The 17,736-nt window shown below is 66.3% G+C and carries 23 protein-coding genes; 8 read left to right on the top strand and 15 right to left on the bottom strand.

The window, feature by feature from the left end; translation table 11 throughout:
- Positions 1-48 precede the first annotated feature (48 nt).
- The 6 genes from A5784_RS36695 to A5784_RS36670 all read right to left on the bottom strand — a co-directional run bounded on the left by A5784_RS36695 (position 49) and on the right by A5784_RS36670 (position 6,058).
- A complete protein-coding gene (locus A5784_RS36695; RefSeq protein WP_064949764.1) occupies positions 49-1,149 on the bottom strand; it encodes a M42 family metallopeptidase in 1,101 nt (366 codons plus the stop codon).
- A gap of 8 nt (positions 1,150-1,157) precedes the next feature.
- Positions 1,158-2,708, bottom strand: a complete 1,551-nt coding sequence (locus A5784_RS36690) for an FAD-dependent oxidoreductase (RefSeq protein ID WP_064949763.1) — start codon at positions 2,706-2,708, stop codon at positions 1,158-1,160.
- A gap of 56 nt (positions 2,709-2,764) precedes the next feature.
- Complete coding sequence (locus tag A5784_RS36685) at positions 2,765-3,181, bottom strand: STAS domain-containing protein (protein WP_064949762.1); 417 nt, start codon at positions 3,179-3,181, stop codon at positions 2,765-2,767.
- Positions 3,182-3,461: 280 nt separating this feature from the next.
- Entirely contained in the window at positions 3,462-4,031 is a 570-nt protein-coding gene (locus tag A5784_RS36680) for a cysteine hydrolase family protein (protein WP_082945299.1), read from the bottom strand.
- Between the two features lie 213 nt (positions 4,032-4,244).
- Positions 4,245-4,583: a hypothetical protein gene (locus A5784_RS36675; protein WP_064949760.1), complete on the bottom strand. Its 339-nt coding sequence runs from the start codon at positions 4,581-4,583 to the stop codon at positions 4,245-4,247.
- Between the two features lie 80 nt (positions 4,584-4,663).
- Positions 4,664-6,058 (bottom strand): bifunctional lysylphosphatidylglycerol flippase/synthetase MprF, encoded by a 1,395-nt coding sequence (locus tag A5784_RS36670; protein WP_232006392.1) that lies wholly within the window; start codon positions 6,056-6,058, stop codon positions 4,664-4,666.
- Positions 6,059-6,188: 130 nt separating this feature from the next.
- Here A5784_RS36670 and A5784_RS36665 point away from each other — a divergent pair, with 130 nt between their 5' ends.
- The 3 genes from A5784_RS36665 (at position 6,189) to usfY (ending at position 7,030) form a co-directional block, all read left to right on the top strand.
- On the top strand, positions 6,189-6,398 hold the full coding sequence (locus A5784_RS36665; RefSeq protein ID WP_064949759.1) for a hypothetical protein: 210 nt from the start codon (positions 6,189-6,191) through the stop codon (positions 6,396-6,398).
- A gap of 40 nt (positions 6,399-6,438) precedes the next feature.
- Positions 6,439-6,594 (top strand): DUF6131 family protein, encoded by a 156-nt coding sequence (locus A5784_RS38690; RefSeq protein ID WP_156750971.1) that lies wholly within the window; start codon positions 6,439-6,441, stop codon positions 6,592-6,594.
- A gap of 127 nt (positions 6,595-6,721) precedes the next feature.
- Entirely contained in the window at positions 6,722-7,030 is a 309-nt protein-coding gene (usfY, locus tag A5784_RS36660) for a protein UsfY (protein ID WP_029370482.1), read from the top strand.
- A 67-nt stretch (positions 7,031-7,097) separates the two neighbouring features.
- On the opposite strand, the gene A5784_RS36655 is transcribed toward usfY, so the two are convergent.
- Positions 7,098-7,442 carry a hypothetical protein gene (locus A5784_RS36655; protein ID WP_064949758.1) on the bottom strand — a complete coding sequence of 115 codons (345 nt, stop codon included), beginning with the start codon at positions 7,440-7,442 and terminating at the stop codon, positions 7,098-7,100.
- A 50-nt stretch (positions 7,443-7,492) separates the two neighbouring features.
- On the opposite strand from A5784_RS36655, the gene A5784_RS36650 reads away from it, so the two are divergent.
- The 4 genes from A5784_RS36650 to A5784_RS36635 all read left to right on the top strand — a co-directional run bounded on the left by A5784_RS36650 (position 7,493) and on the right by A5784_RS36635 (position 10,396).
- Positions 7,493-8,479 carry an LLM class F420-dependent oxidoreductase gene (locus tag A5784_RS36650; RefSeq protein WP_064949757.1) on the top strand — a complete coding sequence of 329 codons (987 nt, stop codon included), beginning with the start codon at positions 7,493-7,495 and terminating at the stop codon, positions 8,477-8,479.
- Positions 8,480-8,716: 237 nt separating this feature from the next.
- On the top strand, positions 8,717-9,133 hold the full coding sequence (locus tag A5784_RS36645) for a ChaB family protein (RefSeq protein WP_064949756.1): 417 nt from the start codon (positions 8,717-8,719) through the stop codon (positions 9,131-9,133).
- Positions 9,134-9,224: 91 nt separating this feature from the next.
- A complete protein-coding gene (locus A5784_RS36640; protein WP_064949772.1) occupies positions 9,225-9,647 on the top strand; it encodes an ATP-binding protein in 423 nt (140 codons plus the stop codon).
- Between the two features lie 26 nt (positions 9,648-9,673).
- Positions 9,674-10,396 (top strand): RNA polymerase sigma factor SigF, encoded by a 723-nt coding sequence (locus tag A5784_RS36635; RefSeq protein ID WP_232006395.1) that lies wholly within the window; start codon positions 9,674-9,676, stop codon positions 10,394-10,396.
- On the opposite strand, the gene A5784_RS36630 is transcribed toward A5784_RS36635, so the two are convergent.
- Positions 10,367-10,696: an STAS domain-containing protein gene (locus A5784_RS36630; RefSeq protein WP_232006391.1), complete on the bottom strand. Its 330-nt coding sequence runs from the start codon at positions 10,694-10,696 to the stop codon at positions 10,367-10,369. The two genes, A5784_RS36635 and A5784_RS36630, sit on opposite strands and share 30 nt — an antisense overlap.
- 267 nt (positions 10,697-10,963) lie before the next feature.
- Here A5784_RS36630 and A5784_RS36625 point away from each other — a divergent pair, with 267 nt between their 5' ends.
- Positions 10,964-11,512: a nucleotidyltransferase family protein gene (locus A5784_RS36625; RefSeq protein ID WP_064949754.1), complete on the top strand. Its 549-nt coding sequence runs from the start codon at positions 10,964-10,966 to the stop codon at positions 11,510-11,512.
- A 27-nt stretch (positions 11,513-11,539) separates the two neighbouring features.
- Here A5784_RS36625 and A5784_RS36620 read toward each other — a convergent pair whose 3' ends face one another.
- The 7 genes from A5784_RS36620 to A5784_RS40015 form a co-directional block, all read right to left on the bottom strand.
- Positions 11,540-11,872 (bottom strand): hypothetical protein, encoded by a 333-nt coding sequence (locus A5784_RS36620; RefSeq protein ID WP_064949753.1) that lies wholly within the window; start codon positions 11,870-11,872, stop codon positions 11,540-11,542.
- Between the two features lie 86 nt (positions 11,873-11,958).
- Complete coding sequence (locus tag A5784_RS36615; protein ID WP_064949752.1) at positions 11,959-13,755, bottom strand: acetyl-CoA carboxylase biotin carboxylase subunit; 1,797 nt, start codon at positions 13,753-13,755, stop codon at positions 11,959-11,961.
- A 186-nt stretch (positions 13,756-13,941) separates the two neighbouring features.
- Positions 13,942-15,240, bottom strand: a complete 1,299-nt coding sequence (locus A5784_RS36610; RefSeq protein ID WP_082945295.1) for an alpha/beta hydrolase — start codon at positions 15,238-15,240, stop codon at positions 13,942-13,944.
- Between the two features lie 169 nt (positions 15,241-15,409).
- Positions 15,410-15,814, bottom strand: coding sequence for a SufE family protein (locus A5784_RS36605; protein WP_064949751.1), 405 nt, complete (start codon positions 15,812-15,814; stop codon positions 15,410-15,412).
- Positions 15,815-15,816: 2 nt separating this feature from the next.
- Positions 15,817-16,716 (bottom strand): sulfurtransferase, encoded by a 900-nt coding sequence (locus A5784_RS36600; RefSeq protein WP_064949770.1) that lies wholly within the window; start codon positions 16,714-16,716, stop codon positions 15,817-15,819.
- Positions 16,717-16,942: 226 nt separating this feature from the next.
- On the bottom strand, positions 16,943-17,197 hold the full coding sequence (locus A5784_RS36595) for a hypothetical protein (protein ID WP_232006390.1): 255 nt from the start codon (positions 17,195-17,197) through the stop codon (positions 16,943-16,945).
- A gap of 185 nt (positions 17,198-17,382) precedes the next feature.
- The gene (locus tag A5784_RS40015; protein ID WP_064949750.1) at positions 17,383-17,649 is read right to left on the bottom strand and encodes a hypothetical protein; all 267 of its coding nucleotides are present in this window, start codon (positions 17,647-17,649) and stop codon (positions 17,383-17,385) included.
- Between the last annotated feature and the right edge of the window lie 87 nt (positions 17,650-17,736).

Raw genomic sequence — 17,736 nt, 5'->3', positions numbered from 1 at the left:
TTTGCGATCGTCGGCAGCTTCAGATGTGTATAAGAGACAGCCGGAGCCTCACGCCTGTGCAGCGGCCGGCTGCCGGAGAAACGCCGTGAGCACGTCGGCCAGTTGGGGAATCGATTGCCGTGCGATCACCTCGTATCCGTGCGTGCTCATCGTCGGCAGGCACAACAGCGCAGCCTTGGGGGTGAGCCCACCCGCCTTGGCATGCGAGGCATCTGATTCGAACGCTCCGAGCACGGCGGCCTGCGGGTTTAGGCCCAGTTGCCGCGATACGCCCATCAGCCGGTCGGCGACGGACTTGTCGTACACACAGACGGCGTCGCTGTACGCGACGATGGGACCACCCGTGACGGTGGTTCCGTACTCGGGCTCGGTGGGCCCGACCTCCACTGCGAGAGCGAGTTCCGCGGGTAGTGCCCGGTTGGCGTACGCGGCTCCCACCGCGCCGATCTCCTCGTTCGTGGTGAACACGAAATACACATCTCCGGCCGGACGCGTTGCGGCGGAATGCAATTCGCGAGCACTTCGCAGTACTGCCAGCACCGCGGCCCGGTCGTCCATGAAATAGCAACCCAGGTAGTCGCCGAATTCGACCAGGGTGCGCTTGCTGCGATCGATGCACACGCGGGTGCCTGGCCCGACGCCTGCTGTGTCGAGGTCCTGCGTACTGAGGCCGGTGAACACATACACGTCAGGCCAGTCCAGCGCCCGGTCGCCTTGATCAGGTTTGGTCTGCCAGATTCGCGTACTTTCGTGGGTCGTGTGCTCGGATCCCAGGGCAAGGACGCCGCACAGCATTTCGTGATCGCCCAGGATGGCGACGGGGCCCAGGCCGAAGTTCGCCGGGTACATCGTGCCCAGCGGGGTGAGATGCAGAGTGCCATCAGGCTCCACGCGTTTCACCAGCATCGACAGTTCGTCCAGGTGTGCCATCACCGTAGTGGCAGGTCCGGCGCCACCGCGGATCACGCCGATCAGGTTGCCTGCCGGGTCGATCCAGGTGTGGTCGGCGACGGGCGCCAGTTCGCGCAGGCAGATGTCGCGCACGGCCTCTTCCTGGCCGGCCGGGCCGTAGGCCGTCAACAGTTCCTGCAGAAGCTCGACAAGCTGCTGGTCGTCCGGGTGCGACCGGCGGGCGCCGGTAGTTGCCATGGCTCGGCTCATACCCCACTCGATCGTGAATCAATCCTGGGGCGGTCTGCGTCGGGGCGGGCCAGCCCCTGCGTCGCCGGCCCTTCGAGCAACGTGCCGTCGGGGGCGAACCGCGAGCCGTGCAGCGGGCACTCCCAGGCGCGGTCCGCGTCGTTGAACGTCACGATCCCACCAAGATGGGGGCACACCGGCGAGACCGTATGGGCGACCCCGTCGACCACACACTCCGCGCGCAACCGCCAAGGCGGACCGCTGACCTCACCGTGGCCCTCCGGGGGAGTGGCCGCGGACCGGGTCAGCGGTGTGAGCCAGCCTTTGGCGAGATTGAGGCCGACCTCCAGATTCGCCCGCAGCGCGGCCGGTGTGCCACTCACGTCGTGCGGGCTCCAACTGGCGAAGGCATCGGCCCAGTCCATGCGGCCGCCGAGCAGCCGCGCCGACAGCGCGAGCGCCGCCGCCACGCCATTGGACATGCCCCATTTGTCGAAACCTGTTGCTACCTGGATGCTCTCGAGCTTGGGTAGCAGCGGACCGACGTACGGCAGATCCCCGGCCGGCGTGTAGTCCTGCGCCGACCAGGAGTGCGTTCGTGTCGCGCCCGGATAGTGCTGTTGCACCCAGTCGCTGAGTTCGGCGATGCCTTCGGCCGGCGACTGCGCCCGGCCTACGCCGTGACCGGCGCCGCCGACGACGAGCCGGTCGCCCGCCGGAGTGGGTGCGTGGCGCACGGAACGGGTGGGGGAGTCGACCGAGATGAACATCGAGCGCGTGACATCACCCGGTACGTCGAACGCCATGCAGTACGACCGCTTCGGCGTCAGCCGTGCGAAGAACATGCCCCGGTCGAGAATCGGGGTGCCGGTGGCCAGGATGCATTGCCGCGCCGAGATCGACCACCCGTCGTCGTCAGGCACTGCCGGACAACGAACGTGTACGTGCACGGGACCCAGGCCCGTCACCGATACGGCACGCGTGCCCTGGATCAGTGATCCGCCGTGCAGCTCGAGCTCGACCACGAGGCTGTTCAGCAGCGGCATCGGATCCAGCTGAGCCTGGGCGGGCAGTTGTACGCCGCCCACGAACGGGAAGGGCACGTCGGCGCGCTGGACCCAGCGGGCCTCGTGGAGTCCCGCGGTTCGGCACGCGGCCAGCGTCGCTTTCGCCATGGCCAGCCCGCGCTGCTCTTGCGCATACGCGTGATCGTCGGCGCGCTGCACATCGAGTCCGTGATCGTTGCAGTGCCGCAACAACCAATCCCGCCCTTCGACGTTGCCCGTGACGTAGGCCGTCAAGACGTCCTTGCCGTGTTTGGCCGCGATGCGCGCCAGCTTGGTGCCCTGCAGGGCGCTGACCTTGCCGGTGGTGTTACCGGTCGTTCCGGCACCCACCCACCGGGCCTCCACCACGACGACACGCTTGCCTGCGCGGGCAAGGAGCACTGCCGTCGTGAGTCCCGTGATACCCGCGCCGACGATCACGACGTCAGCCGAGTCCACGGCATTGTCCGCGCCTGGCGGCGTGGCTGATTCGATCCGGTCGGCATTCCACAGTGAGGGCATCCAGTGCTGTTACCCGAGCACTGGCAGACCAAACGTGACGTGCAGCGCGGAGGGCTTCAGCCGGTCTCGGCCGCAACCGGGGGACGAACCGCGCGCTTTGCCTCAAGGAAGGTCGTCACGACGCGTAGCGGCCGGCCCGGGCGCACGATGTCGAGCAATCGCTGGATCGTCGGCTGTGCCAGCAGCACCCAGATGGTGCCGGAGCGTGAGCATTTGTCGTCGAAGCACTCCAGTCCGCGAAGCCCCATCGTGCCGATGAAGCTCATCGGACGCAGATCGACGATTACCGCGCGCGGTCCAGCGGCGAAGCGGGTGAGAGACGTGACGAAGATGTCGGCGTTGGCCGCGTCGACCTCGCCGGTGGCAGTCAGGATGATGCAAGCGTTTTCGTGGCGCGCCTCGATGGCGGCGCCACCGCAGTTGATGTGGTGGCGAAACGTCGGAGCCTTGGACTGTCTGTCCGCAGTAGGCACGGGGTACCCCCTCGCTGAATGCAGGCACTCAGCGAGTCGGTCGCTCAACCCGCCGAGTTTCTGGACAGGCTGTCGACTCAACCGAACCCAAGACTAGATCAGTGCAGTCTCCGCGGGTTCGAAATGGCCCAGACGCCGCCGCCGACCGTATCGGCGGAGTTTGGTCAAAAGTGTTGCCAAACAACACATTTAGCGTCCTGCGTGGCATGGGTCGGGCGGTGAGCTTTTCGTTTTCTGGATATGTCGCGGCGGGTCCGGAACCGTGGGGCACGCCGATCTGTCATCGAAAGAATTCCGCGTCGTGGTCTGAAGCCCTGAGCAGGTGCGACGACTCGACGACCCGGGCGTCCATATTGCGTCTCATCATCTCCAGCGCTGCGGTACCCAGATATTCGTCGATGTGCGCGACGGCGTCGGACGGGATGACGACGTCGAAATGCCGCAGATAACCGTCGAGCGCGCTGTAGAGGATGCACTGCTCGGTGACCTGTCCCGCAAGAATCAAGGTTTTGGTACCCAACCGTTGCAGGAGATAGTCCAGCGCCGTGGCGTAGAAGACGCTGTGCCGGACCTTCGTGAGGAACCCGCATCCGTCTGCGGGCAACAGCGGCTCGATCAATTCCGGGTAGCGTCCGCGCTGTGCCGAGCGGACGATGTCGTCCCCGCTGGCGTTGAAGTCCCCGTGGTTGTCGTTGACGTAGACGATGTCGACCGCCGGGTGTTCGCGCGCAGCGTCCCGCAATTGCCGCAGCGGCCCGAGGATTTCGGTGACATTGGCGGCGAGTCGATCGGCATCGTCATGCCGGTAGTCGTTGAACATGTCGATGATCAGCAGTGCGGTGTCACTCATCGGTGTGCGACGCCTCATATCTCACAGCGGATGCGGTAGAGCTGCCTGTCCGGGACACGCATCAGGCCGACAATCACCGCGGGACCGATAGCCAAACCTGTCCCGTCGCGATCGCCGGCCTGCGCTGCCACCACGATCATCGCGGCGGCATCCCGCTAGAGGTCGCCGTAGGTCTCAGGCGACCCGGCGGGAGTTTCCTGTGCCGCGCGTGTGTCAGCCGTGCCCGGACCCGCAGCCCATGCCCGGTACGCAACCGCTGCCGCCGGGCACTCCGCCCGGTCCGGCGTTAACGCCGCCGGAGCCGCAGATGGGGCCGTTCGGGCCAGGCACGCAGCCGCTGCCGCCCGGGCCGCCGCCGGGTCCGTCATTGGTGCCGCCGGAGCCGCACTCGCCGTTCATGCAGCCGCCGCCACCCGGATCGAGCGGGACGAACTGGACAGTCGCGATGCCGCCCGACACCTGCCCGGGGACCTCCGCTGCCGCGAACGGCGCTGCCGCCAACGCTGATGCGACGGCACCCGCGAACACCAGCGGTGCGACGCCGCGCTTCATTCTGGTTCCTAGGTTCAGTTTCATCATGTTTTCGGGGTATCCGCATCGCGCGGGCATGAAACCCCGAAATACCGATCTCATCAACTCCGGGAAGGTCGGTGGCCGAACTCCAGGCGCAGCAGGACGAACAGCGCCGGGAGTAGTTGGGTCAGTGCGATGAGCACGTACCGGCGCTCTCCCAGGGCGTCGAACTTTCGCAGATACCGGTAGAGCGACTCCAGCTTGATCAGCCGGTCGCCGGTGTGCGCCAGCAGGTATGCGGCGCGGACGGCGATACCGGTGTCCGGATCCTTGGAGAAGAGCTCGGGGAAAGGTGCGAAGGCCAGGGAAACCCGTTGAACTCCGGTATGTTTGGCCCACTCGATCATGTCGACGCTGAGGCGTTCGTCGATTCCGTTGGGCGCGCCTTTGCGGCGCCACGGCAATTCGAGGCTGAGGTCTGTTCCGCCGCCGGTGCCGGCATACCGGTGAAACGCCTGCGCCTGTCCGGAGCGGTCGCGCGCGATGATCAGCCATACGTCGGGATAGTGGCCGGACAAGGTGTCGCCCAACATCATCGCGAAGCCGCGTTCACCGGCAGCGGCCCTACCGGACGCCCGCATGACGTCCTGCAGCTCGGCGCGCGACTGGGCACCGATCGCCTGCTCGGAGACGACCTCAGTGCTGATGCCCGCGTTGTGGGTGCGCTTGACAGCCTGCCGCAGGTTGCGTTTGCCGCGGCCCGACAGGCTGAACGTGCCGACATCGACGACGACGTCGCGTCCGATTGGGATGGCCTTGAGTCCGGTGATCGCGCCGGTTTCCTGCCATAGTGCCAACCGGGATTCCGAGGCGCCCAGGACCACGATCCGCCAGCCGCGGGACCGGCACAGCGCCGCAAACCGGAAGACCACCTCCGGGTATCGATCGGGGTCGCCTATCGGATCGCCGCTGACGACCGCCAGCCCGCCAAGGGCCCGGTACGCCAAACCCGCGCTCGTGTCGGCGCTGAAGACGTAACTCTTGTTGGCCGCCATGGCAAATGGGGCCAGGGGATCGTCATGTGTCCGGTCCACCAGCCGGTGTACTTGCGGCAGCTCCTCCGGCTCGGCGCGGGATCGGCACGGCAACATCAACAGGAGACCGGCGGTGAGCACCAAGGCCGCGAACACGTCGGCTTGGCCGTGGTCGCCGGCAAGGATCGCCAGCAGCACGGCGGCTGCCGCGAGCGCGCCGTGCAGCCAGGTGACGGGGCGTCCCAGGGTCAATCCGTGCCCGACGACCGTGACGGCCACCGCCGCCGCAGCAGCCTCGACCGACGCCCCTTCCAGGCTGACGTGGGCGAGGCCGTACCAGGCGGTGAAGACGACCACCACACCTCCGGCGACCACCAACGCAGGCATGCTGCGGCAGAACTGATTTCGCCCGGAATCCACCGAGCCGGCCGCGCCGGCGACCCGCGAGTGCACCCCTCGTGCGCGATCGCTCTCGAGCATCGCCGGAGACCTCCTCGGTGGCATATGACGTGCGCAGTGAACTACTCGAGAGTTACCCCGCACGCGGCCTGCCGCAACCCACTTGATCGTGACACGTTTCGACTTAGCTCAAACGGGTATTCCGAGCGTCATGAGACTCGGTGGTTCTCTCGGACTGATTGTCCTGATCTGGTTGCTGATCGGGGTATTCGCGGCTTGGCAGCGCGATTACTTCCAGGGTGGCTCAGCGAACTGCGCCACGGCAGGCAGCGTTGCGCTGACCGCTGTGGCGGGGCCGCTCAACTATGCGGGCGTGAACCCGAAGGTTGCCCAGTGCCATCTGCCCCAACCGTCGCAATGATCCGATATCCATCCCCACACCCATTGGAAACGAGGTCACGATGATCGTCTTCGGAGCGATACTGCTCATTCTCGGATTGATATTCAACATCTACCTGCTGTGGGTGATCGGAATCATCCTGCTGGTCATAGGTGCCGTGTTCTGGTTACTGGGCTCGATCGGCCGTCCCGTCGCGGGCCGACGCGTCTGGTATTGACCTGCGCACCTTGCGTTGATTTCGCCGGGCCGACGGATTGTTCGTCGGCCCGGCGAAATCGTTCTACTGTGGATACAGCCCCGCGCAGGGGCAGCAGGGCCAGCAGTTATGGCGGGAAGGAGTAGCCATGAAGGGTCCGAAAGATCCGGTGGATCACGCCAGGACGACACGGCCGCACGCCGGTGAGTCGATGAAGGACAACGCGATCATGCCCGCGCTTGTCGTGATCGGCCTGGCGCTGGTGTTGTTCGTCGCTTGCCTGTCCGCCTTCGCGACAGGCCATTCCGATGTCGGGTTCACCGTGGGCAGCCTGTCCGCGGCCGGATTCCTCGTCGGGTCGCTCTGGCTGGCGTTCGAGCACATCAGGGTCAGGCGCATCGAGGAGCGTTGGTACGCCGAGCATCCGAGTGTGATGAGGCAACGCCCCAGCAGCTGATCGCATCGTCACAACTGCACAAGGCCACCAGCCGCAACCCGGCCGGACGGGAGATTGCGGCGCCCGATCAAGGCCGAAACGTCAGTGCGAGCACGGCGAAATCGATGGCCAGAATTGCCAACGCGACAAGGGGAACCACGATGCCGCGCCGCAGCCGCGCGGTGAAGGCCGACACCAGGATGGTCACGATGGGGACCACGAGCGCGCCGTAGAACAGAATCCCGAACCAGAATTCATTCGGCCCTTTGTGGGCGCACGTCTGGTCGGTGCAGCCGGCCAGGCTCATCACGGCCGCCATGCCGTACAAAAACACTGCGATTGCCGCGGGAATAGTCAGAATCGCAAGCACCCAGGTCGCGGACAGCCGACGCTTTTGCTCCGGGGGCTGAATGTCTGTGTGTGACTCGGTCATGCCGGCTGGGTACCCAGTTTCGCCAAGACATGCACGGGTATTCGATTGCCATGACGCGATTCGGATACACGTTGATGACTGAACAGAGCGGGCCCCGCGATCTCGTCGACTACGCGGTCGCCGCAGAGCAGGCAGGGTTCGATTTCGAGGTGTGCAGTGATCACTTCTCGCCTTGGCTGGCGGCACAGGGCCACGCGCCCAACGCTTGGCCGGTGCTGGGTGCTGTCGCCCACGCGACCGATGCGGTACACCTCTATTCCTACGTGACCTGCCCGACCATGCGGTATCACCCGGCGGTGGTCGCGCAGCAGGCCGCGACGGTGCAGATCCTCGCCGACGGACGATTCACGCTCGGTCTGGGCACCGGAGAGAATCTCAACGAACACGTCGTCGGACGGGGCTGGCCCACCATTGAACGGCGACTCGACATGCTCGCCGAAGCAATCAAAATCATCCGAGAGTTGCTCGGGGGAGACCTGATCGACTTTCGGGGTGAATACTTCGAAGTCGACTCCGCCCGCATCTGGGACATTCCGGACGAACCGGTGACCATCGGCGTCTCCATGACCGGCGGGAAGGCCGTCGACAAGCTGGCGTTGCTCGCCGACCACCTGATCGACGTCGCTCCCGACCGCGCGATCGTCGACGAGTGGCGCGACAAGCGGCACGCCACCGGCGTGTTACCCGAAGGCCGCGTCATCGGGCAGATTCCGGTGTGCTGGGACACTGACCGGGACCGCGCCGTCAAGCGCGCGCACGAGCAGTTCCGGTGGTTTGCCGGGGGCTGGTCGGTGAACGCCGACCTGCCCACTCCCGCGGGCTTCGCTGCCGCCACGCAATTCGTCAGGCCCGAAGATGTCGCGTCGGCCATCCCATGCGGCCCCGACCTCGACGCCATCATCGAATCTGTCGACGAGTACCGCAAGGCCGGTTTCACCGACATCGCGCTCGTCCAGATCGGCGGTGAGAGCCAAGAGCGCTTCTTGAACGAGGCGGCCAAACCCCTGCTGGCCGCGTTGCGCGCCGAGCTCGACTGAACAACCTCGACCAGTTCGGCGGCAGAACGGCACGGCAGAAAGGCATTGCCCCGCAACGCACTAGGCGGCATACCCCGGGCTGCCGCTCATCGCCGGAGCGGTAGCCCCGATTGCTGCAAAGTGAAGAACCGGCAGAGTCACGTTTGGACTGAGCGGTTCGCGGGCACTAGACCATAGGAATACCCGACCTGCGGCCGACATCTTGATCCGCCGATATCGCCGAAAGGAGCCGGAACATTGCCAAAGACCACCAGAGATGGCCAGGCAAAGCAAAGTGAACTACCGAGTACGTTGAAGAAATCGGATGCCAAGGCACAGAGGACGTTCGCCAAGGCGCACGACTCGGCCGCGGAATCCTACGGTGAGGGTCAGCGTGCGCATCGCGTCGCGTACTCGGCACTCAAACACAGCTATGAGAAGGTCGGGGACCACTGGGAAGCCAAGGATCACAAGGGTCCGTCCGATGCACGGGCCCGCAGCGGCGGCCCGAATGCCAAGGGTGCATCCGCCGAAGGTGTCGACGCGAATGCCAGCAAGAAGCACTTGCTCGAGGTGGCTCGTCGGCTCGACATCCGGGGCCGTTCCACCATGGACAAAAAGGACCTTGTCAAGGCAATCGAGAAAGAGAATCGCAAAGAAACACGCAAATGGTGAAATGTTGTCTCAACCCATCCGCAGGCACCGTATGGAATCGGTGAACCCGATCGCCGGGAGTATCGTGGGCACGAAAATGCCTGGAGGTTACATGGCCCAAGACAATCCACCCGGCGCAGGCGCGCGGTCCGTCGAATTGAGGGTCGCGGCCAGAGTGGAAAACCTCGCTGTCGTGAGGACATTGGTCGGCGCCGCTGCCACATTCGAGGATCTCGACTTCGACATGGTGGCCGACCTGCGACTGGCAGTGGACGAAGCCTGCACCGCGTTGATCCGGTCGGCACTGCCGGATTCGACGCTCGTCGTGGTGATCGATCCGCGTGACGACCAGGTGATCATCACGGCGTCGACCACCTGCCGGGGCGAGCACGTCGTGGAGCCCGGCAGCTTCAGCTGGCACGTCTTGACGTCATTGGCGCACGAGGTGCGGACCTTTACCAACGGCCAGGGTGCAGACACCGGTCCGGTATTCGGTATCTCGCTGACAGCAAGGCGAGCGAGCCTATTGCAGTGACCTCGGAATATGCGGACGTACTCGACATGTTCCGTGTGCTCGGCGGGTTGGACGAACAATCGCCGGCCTACGCGGAGCAACGCGAACAGATCGTCAGCCGGTGCCTGCCGCTGGCGGATCACATCGCTCGGCGCTTCGACGGGCGCGGCGAATCGCGAGAAGATCTCGTACAGGTAGCCCGAGTCGGGCTGGTCAATGCCGTCAACCGGTTCGACGTCGAAACCGGCTCGGACTTCGTGTCTTTCGCCGTCCCGACGATCATGGGCGAGGTCCGGCGACACTTCCGGGACAACAGCTGGTCGGTCAAGGTGCCGCGGCGCCTCAAGGAACTGCACCTGCGGCTCGGAACGGCGACATCCGAACTCTCGCAACGGTTGGGCCGGGCGCCGACCGCATCCGAATTGGCTGCTGAATTGGACATCGACCGCGACGAGATTGTCGAGGGACTGGTCGCGGGCAGCTCGTACAACACGCTGTCCATCGACAGTGGGGGCAGCGGAGACGAGGATGCCCCCGCCATTGTCGACACCCTCGGCGATGTCGACACGGCCCTGGAGCGCATCGAGAATCGCGAGACGCTCAGGCCGTTGCTGGCGGCGTTGCCGGAGCGGGAACGTACGGTGCTGATCCTGCGATTCTTCGAATCGCAGACTCAGACGCAGATCGCCGAGCGCGTCGGCGTATCGCAGATGCACGTCTCGCGGTTGCTCGCGAAATCGCTAGCGCGGTTGCGGGACCAGTTGCAGTGACGGGGCGGCCTTGGCGTCGAGTTCGGTGAGGGCGTCGGACACCGTCGGGTAGACCGGCAGCGTGGCCGTGCTGAGCCTCAGCAGACGATCGACCGCGGGGCAGGACGTGAGGCCCCACGCCACGCTCTTGGCGCTGCACATGCCGTCGAGGTCTTCGAGCGCTGCGAGCCCAGCGGTGCCGAAGAACTCGACCCCGGCCAGGTCGACGACCAACCTGCGGGCGTGAAACGTGTGGCGTGTCGCGTATGTCGCGAACTCCGGTGCCGAGGCGGCATCCAAATCGCCATGAACGGTGATCACGGCCGCTGATTGGGGTAACCAACGCGTGGTAAACGAAGCTGAGTGACTGCCGCCTGCTGTCATGGGTGCGGTCGGTGAGGTGACGTGCATTGTGACTCCATCAGTCGGAATACATGTATTCGTTCTGTGGCGCGTGGGACGGGGAAGGACGGGAGTTCCGCCTGTTACGTCGTAGACGCCGCAGCGGCTGTGAACTCAACCTGCTTCGAACACTACGCCCCCTGCCATGGGGCGACAACCAATCTCGGCTGAGTCCAGACTGTGCATATGCCGAAGCGTGGGTCAGTGGCCGCAGTGGTACTCGCCGCGGGTGGCGGAACTCGATTCGGGATGCCGAAAGTTCTTGCCGGACAAGGTGAATGGTTGCGCGTAGCCGTCGAGGCGCTGCGCGACGGCGGATGCGGGGACATCGTGGTGGTGCTGGGCGCCGCTGTTGTGGACGTTCCGCAGCCCGCCCGCGCTGTGGTGACCCCGAACTGGCGAGACGGCCTCGCGGCCTCGTTGCGGGCCGGGATCCTCGCCGTGGACGCCAGTCCGGTCGATGCCGTGATGCTGCATCTCGTCGACACCCCCGACGTCGGGCCCGACGTGGTACGCCGGGTCCTCGCCACGGCGCCGCGCTCCGGCCTGGCCCGCGCGGTCTACCAGGGTCGCCCGGGGCATCCGGTGCTGATCGCGCGCAGACATTGGCCGGCCCTTCTGGCGTCCCTGCACGGCGATGAGGGCGCCCGGGCCTTTCTGCGCGGTCGTGACGACGTCGAGACGGTGGAGTGCGGTGATCTGGCCACCGGCGCCGATATCGACGTCAGGCGGTGACGCGGCCCAGAGCGGGCGTGCGGGCCGTCACGTGTGCACCTCGAGGCCCAGTACGGCCTCCGCATACCGCCGCACGGTGTCCTCCGAGATCGCGGCGGCATCCTCGAAGCCGGGACGACCCCGGCTGGTCATCAACCCGGTGACGGGGTCGAGTACCACCTCGGCGAGCAGCTCGCCGGTGGTGGGCTCGCATACGGCCCACGTGTAGTGGGTGTCGTCGGCCCAGCCGTCCTCGGCGTCGTGGACGTAATCCAGGTCCGTCTCGCCCAGATCGGCGAGTGCGGGCCGGTCGTCGACGCGGTCGTCGGCACGCAGTCCGCGCAGGTACCACTGGCCGTTGTTGATCTCGACAGGTTCCACATGCCCTCCCGGAAATGGCGAATGGCCACCTATGACACAGGATTCACCAGAATCCGTGCCACAAGTGGCCACTCGGCGCGAAAGATCTACTTGATCTCGGCGATCACGGTGCCCTGGGTGATGGCAGCGCCAGCCTCGACGGCCAGGCCGGTGATCACGCCGTCCTTGTGGGCGGTGACGGGGTTCTCCATCTTCATGGCCTCAAGCACCACCACCAGATCGCCCGCGGCGACCTCCTGGCCCTCCTCTACGGCGACCTTGACCACGGTGCCCTGCATCGGCGCGGTCACCGCGTCACCCGAAGCGGCGGACGCGCCGCCCGCGCCACGCTTGCGCGGCTTGGGCTTCTTGCGGATCACGCCAGCTGGGGCACCGCCGCCACCGCCACCGAGCGCCAGGTCGCCGGGCAGCGACACCTCGAGGCGGCGTCCGCCGACCTCGACCACGACGGTCTGCCGCGGGACGGTGTCCTCTTCCTCGATCGGGTCGCCGCCGGTGAACGGCTCGACGGTGTTGTTCCACTCGGTCTCGATCCAGCGGGTGTGGACGTCGAACTTCTCGCCGTCACCGATGAAGGCCGGATCGCTGACCACCGCGCGGTGGAACGGGATGACGGTCGCGAGGCCCTCGACGTTGAACTCGGCGAGCGCGCGACGGGACCGGTCGAGTGCCTCGTCGCGGGTGGCGCCGGTGACGATCAGCTTGGCCAGCATCGAGTCGAACTGTCCGCCGATGACCGATCCGCTCTCCACACCCGAGTCCATCCGGACGCCCGGGCCTGTCGGAGCCTCGAACTTGGTGACCGGGCCGGGGGCGGGCAGGAAGCCGCGGCCCGCGTCCTCGCCGTTGATGCGGAACTCGAACGAGTGGCCGCGCGGGGTCGGGTCCTCGGTGATGTCGAGGGCTTCGCCGTTGGCGATCTTGAACTGCTGGCGCACCAGGTCGATGCCCGCGGTCTCCTCGGTGACCGGGTGTTCGACCTGCAGGCGGGTGTTGACTTCGAGGAAGCTGATCAGGCCGTCCTGGCCGACCAGGTACTCGACGGTGCCGGCACCGTAGTAGCCGGCCTCCTTGCAGATGCGCTTGGCGGACTCGTGGATCTCCTTGCGCTGGGCGTCGGTGAGGAACGGCGCCGGAGCCTCCTCGACCAGCTTCTGGAAGCGACGCTGCAGGGAGCAGTCACGCGTGCCTGCGACGACGACGTTGCCGTGCGTGTCGGCGATGACCTGGGCTTCGACGTGGCGCGGCTTGTCCAGGTAACGCTCGACGAAGCACTCACCACGGCCGAACGCGGCGACGGCCTCACGGGTCGCCGACTCGAACAGCTCGGGAATCTCCTCCAGGGTGCGGGCCACCTTCATGCCGCGGCCACCGCCGCCGAACGCGGCCTTGATCGCGACCGGGACGCCGTACTCCTTGGCGAACGCGACGACCTCGTCGGCGTCCTTGACCGGGTCCGGGGTGCCGGGCACCAGCGGCGCCTGGGCGCGGGCGGCGATGTGCCGCGCGGTGACCTTGTCGCCGAGGTCGCGGATGGACTGGGGGCTGGGCCCGATCCAGATCAGCCCGGCGTCGATGACGGCCTGCGCGAAGTCCGCGTTCTCACTCAGGAAGCCGTAGCCCGGGTGGATGGCGTTGGCGCCGGACTTCGCGGCGGCGTCCAGGATCTTCTCGAAGACCAGGTAGGACTCGGCCGAGGTCTGTCCACCGAGGGCGAACGCCTCGTCGGCGAGCCGGACGTGGGGCGCGTCGGCGTCAGGCTCGGCGTACACGGCCACGCTGGCCAGTCCGGCGTCCTTGGCGGCACGGATCACCCGTACCGCGATCTCCCCGCGATTGGCGACAAGCACCTTGGAGATCTTTGAGCTGGCGTGGTTGGCCACGGTGCCTCCTCGGCAGGTTCTCTAAGAATCGTCTTTAAGAATGTATCGCGGGAAGTTTAAGCGGCGCTCCTTATGGCTCGGTGAGCCGGTCCGGTTACCGACAAGTAAGTTCCCGCGGGGCGCAAAGACGGCCTGTCAGAACCGTAGCGCGTCGTGCAATCGGTGTGGCGACCGCCACATTTTTCATCAACCGATGAGGCCCGTACGAGTGGCCACCCACGGCAGTTCCTTGGTCAGGGCCGACCGCGCGGCGCCCCAGTCATGTCGCCCGGAGACCTCGGTGTAGTGGGTGTCCATGCCTCCGGCACGCGTCGCCTGCAGGACGATGTGAGCGGTCGTCTTGGCGTCGTCGTCGCTGGATCCGGCCACGATGGCGCCGGCCGAACCGGTGAACGTGCGGGTGCGTAGCAGATCGAGAGGGTCAACGCGGGCGAGTGCGGCGGCATCGCCGCCGAACGCCGCATCGATGGTGGTCTGCAGGTCGCCCAGGCTCGGCTCGGCGTCGCCCGAGATGTCCAGGAACGTGGGATACACCTGGGGGTAGTTGGTCGCGAGCTGCAATGCGCAGGTGCCTCCGTAGGAGAAGCCGGCGATCGCCCATGCGCTGGCATCGCTGTCGACGTTGAGGTGCGTCTTGACCCAGGCGGGCAGATCGACGCCGAGATAGGTCGCCGACTTGCCGAGTTTGGAATCCAGGCACAACGGATTGGCGAAGTGGCTGCCGGTGGCGTCGGCGACCACCACGACAGGGGCGAGACCGCGATGCCTGGAGGCGAAATCGTCCATCAATGCCGGCAGCCGTCCGGCGGTGACCCAGTCCCGAGGACCGCCGGGCTGTCCCGGGATCAGGACCAGCACCGGCAGGACCGGTCGTGGATCGGCGAAATATGCCGGCGGAAGGTAGATCTCAGCGGGACGGGTGGCGAATCCCGACGCCGGTGCTGGTATCACCGTCGAGGTCAGCTGCCCATGTGCTGGTGCTGGAACCCTTGGTTGCCAATACTTTTCGATGGGCCGCAGACTATGGTGCACCGGCGCAGGCGGCGGTATCTCGGCGAACGGCGTCTGATGGCGGTTGTCGATCCCGAGAGTGTCACGCACCGCGGGATACGCCTCGTAGAAGCGGTTGATCTGATTGGCGCAGCAGGCTGTGACCATCACCACAGCGGCGACCGCGGCGATCGACGGCGCCCAGCGGCGGTCCCGGCTGACGCCCACCACGGCGACGGCGACCGCGAGCACCGCCGTGGCGATCCACGCGTACACCGGAGGTGTCAGCTGATCCGGGAACAGCCGCAGGACACGGCGCGCGAGAAACACCAGAACGACCGTTGCCGCCGCCGAGGACAGGGCACACAGCGCCAGGACCCGAACCGGTGCGGGGCGTCGTATCCGCCACAGCAACCAGCCACCCGCACCCGCTGCGAGCACCCCCAGCACCGGCGGAATCGGTCCTGACAACAGCGACCAGTCCAGAACTTCCACCGCTGTTGTCGACTCCGTTTCCCCCTTGGCGACACATCCGCGTTGACTTATAGCCGCCGGACGGCGCGATGTTACCGCCGGAAACTGTGCACAGCCTCGCGTCGAACAAGAGAGTCGGTGTCCGGCAGGAGTCGCTGGAGACCCTGCCGTCAGCCGAGCGGGCCCGGGTTCAGCGCAGGCGGCGCTTGATCCGGGCGAGCATGGCCGACATCCCGCGCAACCGCAGGGGGCTGATCAGCGCAGCCAGTCCGAGGTCGCTGTAGAAGTCGTCGGGCACCGCCAGAATGTCCGCTGCGGACTGGCCATCGAGCCCGGTGGCGAGGATCGCCGCGAAGCCCCGGGTGGTGGGAGCCTCCGCAGGCGCGCTGAAGTACAGCCGGACGTGTTCGGGGTCGGACGCGTCGACGTCGAGGAACAACGGTGACTGGCACTCCGGCACCGGCTCCATCGAGGCTTCTTCGAGCTCGGGCGGCAGCGACGGCAGATCGTTGGCGAACTCCAGCAGTAACTGCAGCTTGTCCTGGCCGGCCACTTCCTGGAAGTCCGAAACCACCTCCGCGAGAGCGGCCGGCATGCTCACTGTGCGGACCCCGGAGCTTCACCCGCGTCGGGGCCCACCGCGACCGGCACCCGCACCGCGTTGCCCCACTCGGTCCACGAGCCGTCGTAGTTGCGGACGCCCGGCAGGCCGAGCAGATGGGTCAGGACGAACCAGGTGTGGCTGGAGCGCTCACCGATGCGGCAGTAGACCACCGTCTTGTCCTCGGGCTTGAGGAACCCGTAGAGCTCGGCGAGCTCGTCGCGGCTGCGGAACTGGCCGTTGTCCTTGGCTGCCTTGGCCCAGGGGATGGAGCGAGCCGTCGGGATGTGCCCGCCGCGCAGCGCGCCCTCCTCCGGGTAGTCCGGCATGTGGGTGCGCTCGCCGGTGTACTCCTGCGGCGAGCGGACGTCGATCAGCGGCTGCTTGCCGAGGATGTCGAGCACCTCCTGCTTGAACGCCCTGATCGGGGCGTCATTGCGCTCGACCACCGGGTAGCCCGAGGTCTGCCGGGAGGGGACGTCCAGCGTCGTGTCGCGGCCGTGGGACACCCACAGGTCGCGGCCGCCGTCGAGCAGTCGCACATCGGGATGGCCGAACAGCGTGAACACCCACAGCGCGTAGGCCGCCCACCAGTTGCTCTTGTCGCCGTAGATCACCACGGTGTCGTCGCGACTGATGCCCTTGCGGTCCATCAAGTCGGCGAACTGTTCGCCCGTGATGTAGTCGCGGACATGGGGGTCGTTGAGGTCGGTGTGCCAGTCGATCTTCACCGCGCCCGGAATGTGGCCGGTGTCGTAGAGCAGCACGTCCTCGTCGGACTCGACGATGGCGAGCCCGGGCCGACCCAGATTGCTGGCCAGCCAGTCGGCTGTGACCAGGCGTTCCGGGTGGGCGTAGTCGGTCAATGTGGGGCTGGGATCTGCAGGCAGCGGCACAACCATGAGCGTACCGCCGAACGGGAATCCGCTGCTCGGCGGTGTGCGCGACGATGAATTGCCGCACGGCATACGTCCCGCCCGAACCCGAGAGCCGCGGTGCACTGCCGATCATCGGGTACGTCGAGAGACCGCGTGCAAATGACAACGCCGTACCCCTACTCAGTGCTGCTCCGCGCCGCTAGCGCCGCCGGGATATGTTGGGCCGCAGCGTATTACGGCGTTATCAGGCGGTGTACACGAACTCGTAGGCGACGGCGTAACGGCGCATGGCCTGGCCGGTGCGGCTCTTCATCTGAGAGGACCGGGTGCGGAACAGTGACCCGCCGTCCTGGCACCAGGTGACCACCCGCAGCAGGCGTTTGCCGGGTGCGAGCTGCTTGGCGATGACGTCGGCGAATGCGGCGCGCAGCCGCTCCAGATCATAGGTCTCGATGTCGCGTGTCACGCGTACGTCCCACATCGTCTCTTCGACTGGCATGCGGCCCAGTGTCGACCCGCCGGCGCGCAGATCGCAGTCAGCGACCCGGCGTGCCGCCGCGGAAAAAGGTTGCAATTTGGTCACTGCGGGTAGGCGGTATCGGCCCGCTGCTGCCCGTTCCAGACTGCTCTGGCTGGGGTGTTGGTGAATCCTGTTGGTACGCAACGTTAATCATCTCTTCAAAGTCATAGCCAATTGGCGTCCAGGTGGCGCAACACGAAATCGACCGCTTGACTGTCCATCCCGTCCGACGCGTAGAGCACATGAGCCGGCTGTCGTTGCCGTTCGCTGGTGCCACGGGCGAACACGACCTCGACGTCGGGACATGGGGCCGCGGCGGCCGAGGGAGTTCCGACCGGCAGTCCCAGGAGGGTCGACGACGTCGCCGCCAGCACTGCGAGGGTGCGGCCAGATCTGGTCAGCCGAGTCTCGGTCATCGCGATGCCCGTCATGTCCGTCGCACCCGCCTTATGTCACTTCTGTAGTCCCGCTCGAATCGCAATACCCGCTGGTGAGGCGGTCGAAACCAACGACATGTT

The organism is Mycobacterium sp. 852013-50091_SCH5140682, from assembly GCF_001665685.1.
GTDB lineage: Bacteria > Actinomycetota > Actinomycetes > Mycobacteriales > Mycobacteriaceae > Mycobacterium.
Note: the sequence above shows the minus strand (reverse complement) of the source record. Positions and strands in the feature narration are given on the sequence as shown.

Bases quoted from the DNA above. Each gene is read 5' to 3' on its own strand.
- A5784_RS36665 (WP_064949759.1), top strand. From the start codon at position 6,189: ATGAGACTCGGTGGTTCTCTCGGACTGATTGTCCTGATCTGGTTGCTG.
- A5784_RS36595 (WP_232006390.1), bottom strand. From the start codon at position 17,197: ATGCCAGTCGAAGAGACGATGTGGGACGTACGCGTGACACGCGACATC.
- A5784_RS36640 (WP_064949772.1), top strand. From the start codon at position 9,225: ATGGCCCAAGACAATCCACCCGGCGCAGGCGCGCGGTCCGTCGAATTG.
- A5784_RS36650 (WP_064949757.1), top strand. From the start codon at position 7,493: ATGACGCGATTCGGATACACGTTGATGACTGAACAGAGCGGGCCCCGC.
- A5784_RS38690 (WP_156750971.1), top strand. From the start codon at position 6,439: ATGATCGTCTTCGGAGCGATACTGCTCATTCTCGGATTGATATTCAAC.
- A5784_RS36655 (WP_064949758.1), bottom strand. From the start codon at position 7,442: ATGACCGAGTCACACACAGACATTCAGCCCCCGGAGCAAAAGCGTCGG.
- usfY (WP_029370482.1), top strand. From the start codon at position 6,722: ATGAAGGGTCCGAAAGATCCGGTGGATCACGCCAGGACGACACGGCCG.
- A5784_RS36680 (WP_082945299.1), bottom strand. From the start codon at position 4,031: ATGAGTGACACCGCACTGCTGATCATCGACATGTTCAACGACTACCGG.
- A5784_RS36670 (WP_232006392.1), bottom strand. From the start codon at position 6,058: ATGCTCGAGAGCGATCGCGCACGAGGGGTGCACTCGCGGGTCGCCGGC.
- A5784_RS36695 (WP_064949764.1), bottom strand. From the start codon at position 1,149: ATGGCAACTACCGGCGCCCGCCGGTCGCACCCGGACGACCAGCAGCTT.
- A5784_RS36625 (WP_064949754.1), top strand. From the start codon at position 10,964: ATGCCGAAGCGTGGGTCAGTGGCCGCAGTGGTACTCGCCGCGGGTGGC.
- A5784_RS36675 (WP_064949760.1), bottom strand. From the start codon at position 4,583: ATGAAGCGCGGCGTCGCACCGCTGGTGTTCGCGGGTGCCGTCGCATCA.
- A5784_RS36690 (WP_064949763.1), bottom strand. From the start codon at position 2,708: ATGCCCTCACTGTGGAATGCCGACCGGATCGAATCAGCCACGCCGCCA.
- A5784_RS36605 (WP_064949751.1), bottom strand. From the start codon at position 15,814: ATGCCGGCCGCTCTCGCGGAGGTGGTTTCGGACTTCCAGGAAGTGGCC.
- A5784_RS36635 (WP_232006395.1), top strand. From the start codon at position 9,674: ATGTTCCGTGTGCTCGGCGGGTTGGACGAACAATCGCCGGCCTACGCG.
- A5784_RS40015 (WP_064949750.1), bottom strand. From the start codon at position 17,649: ATGACGGGCATCGCGATGACCGAGACTCGGCTGACCAGATCTGGCCGC.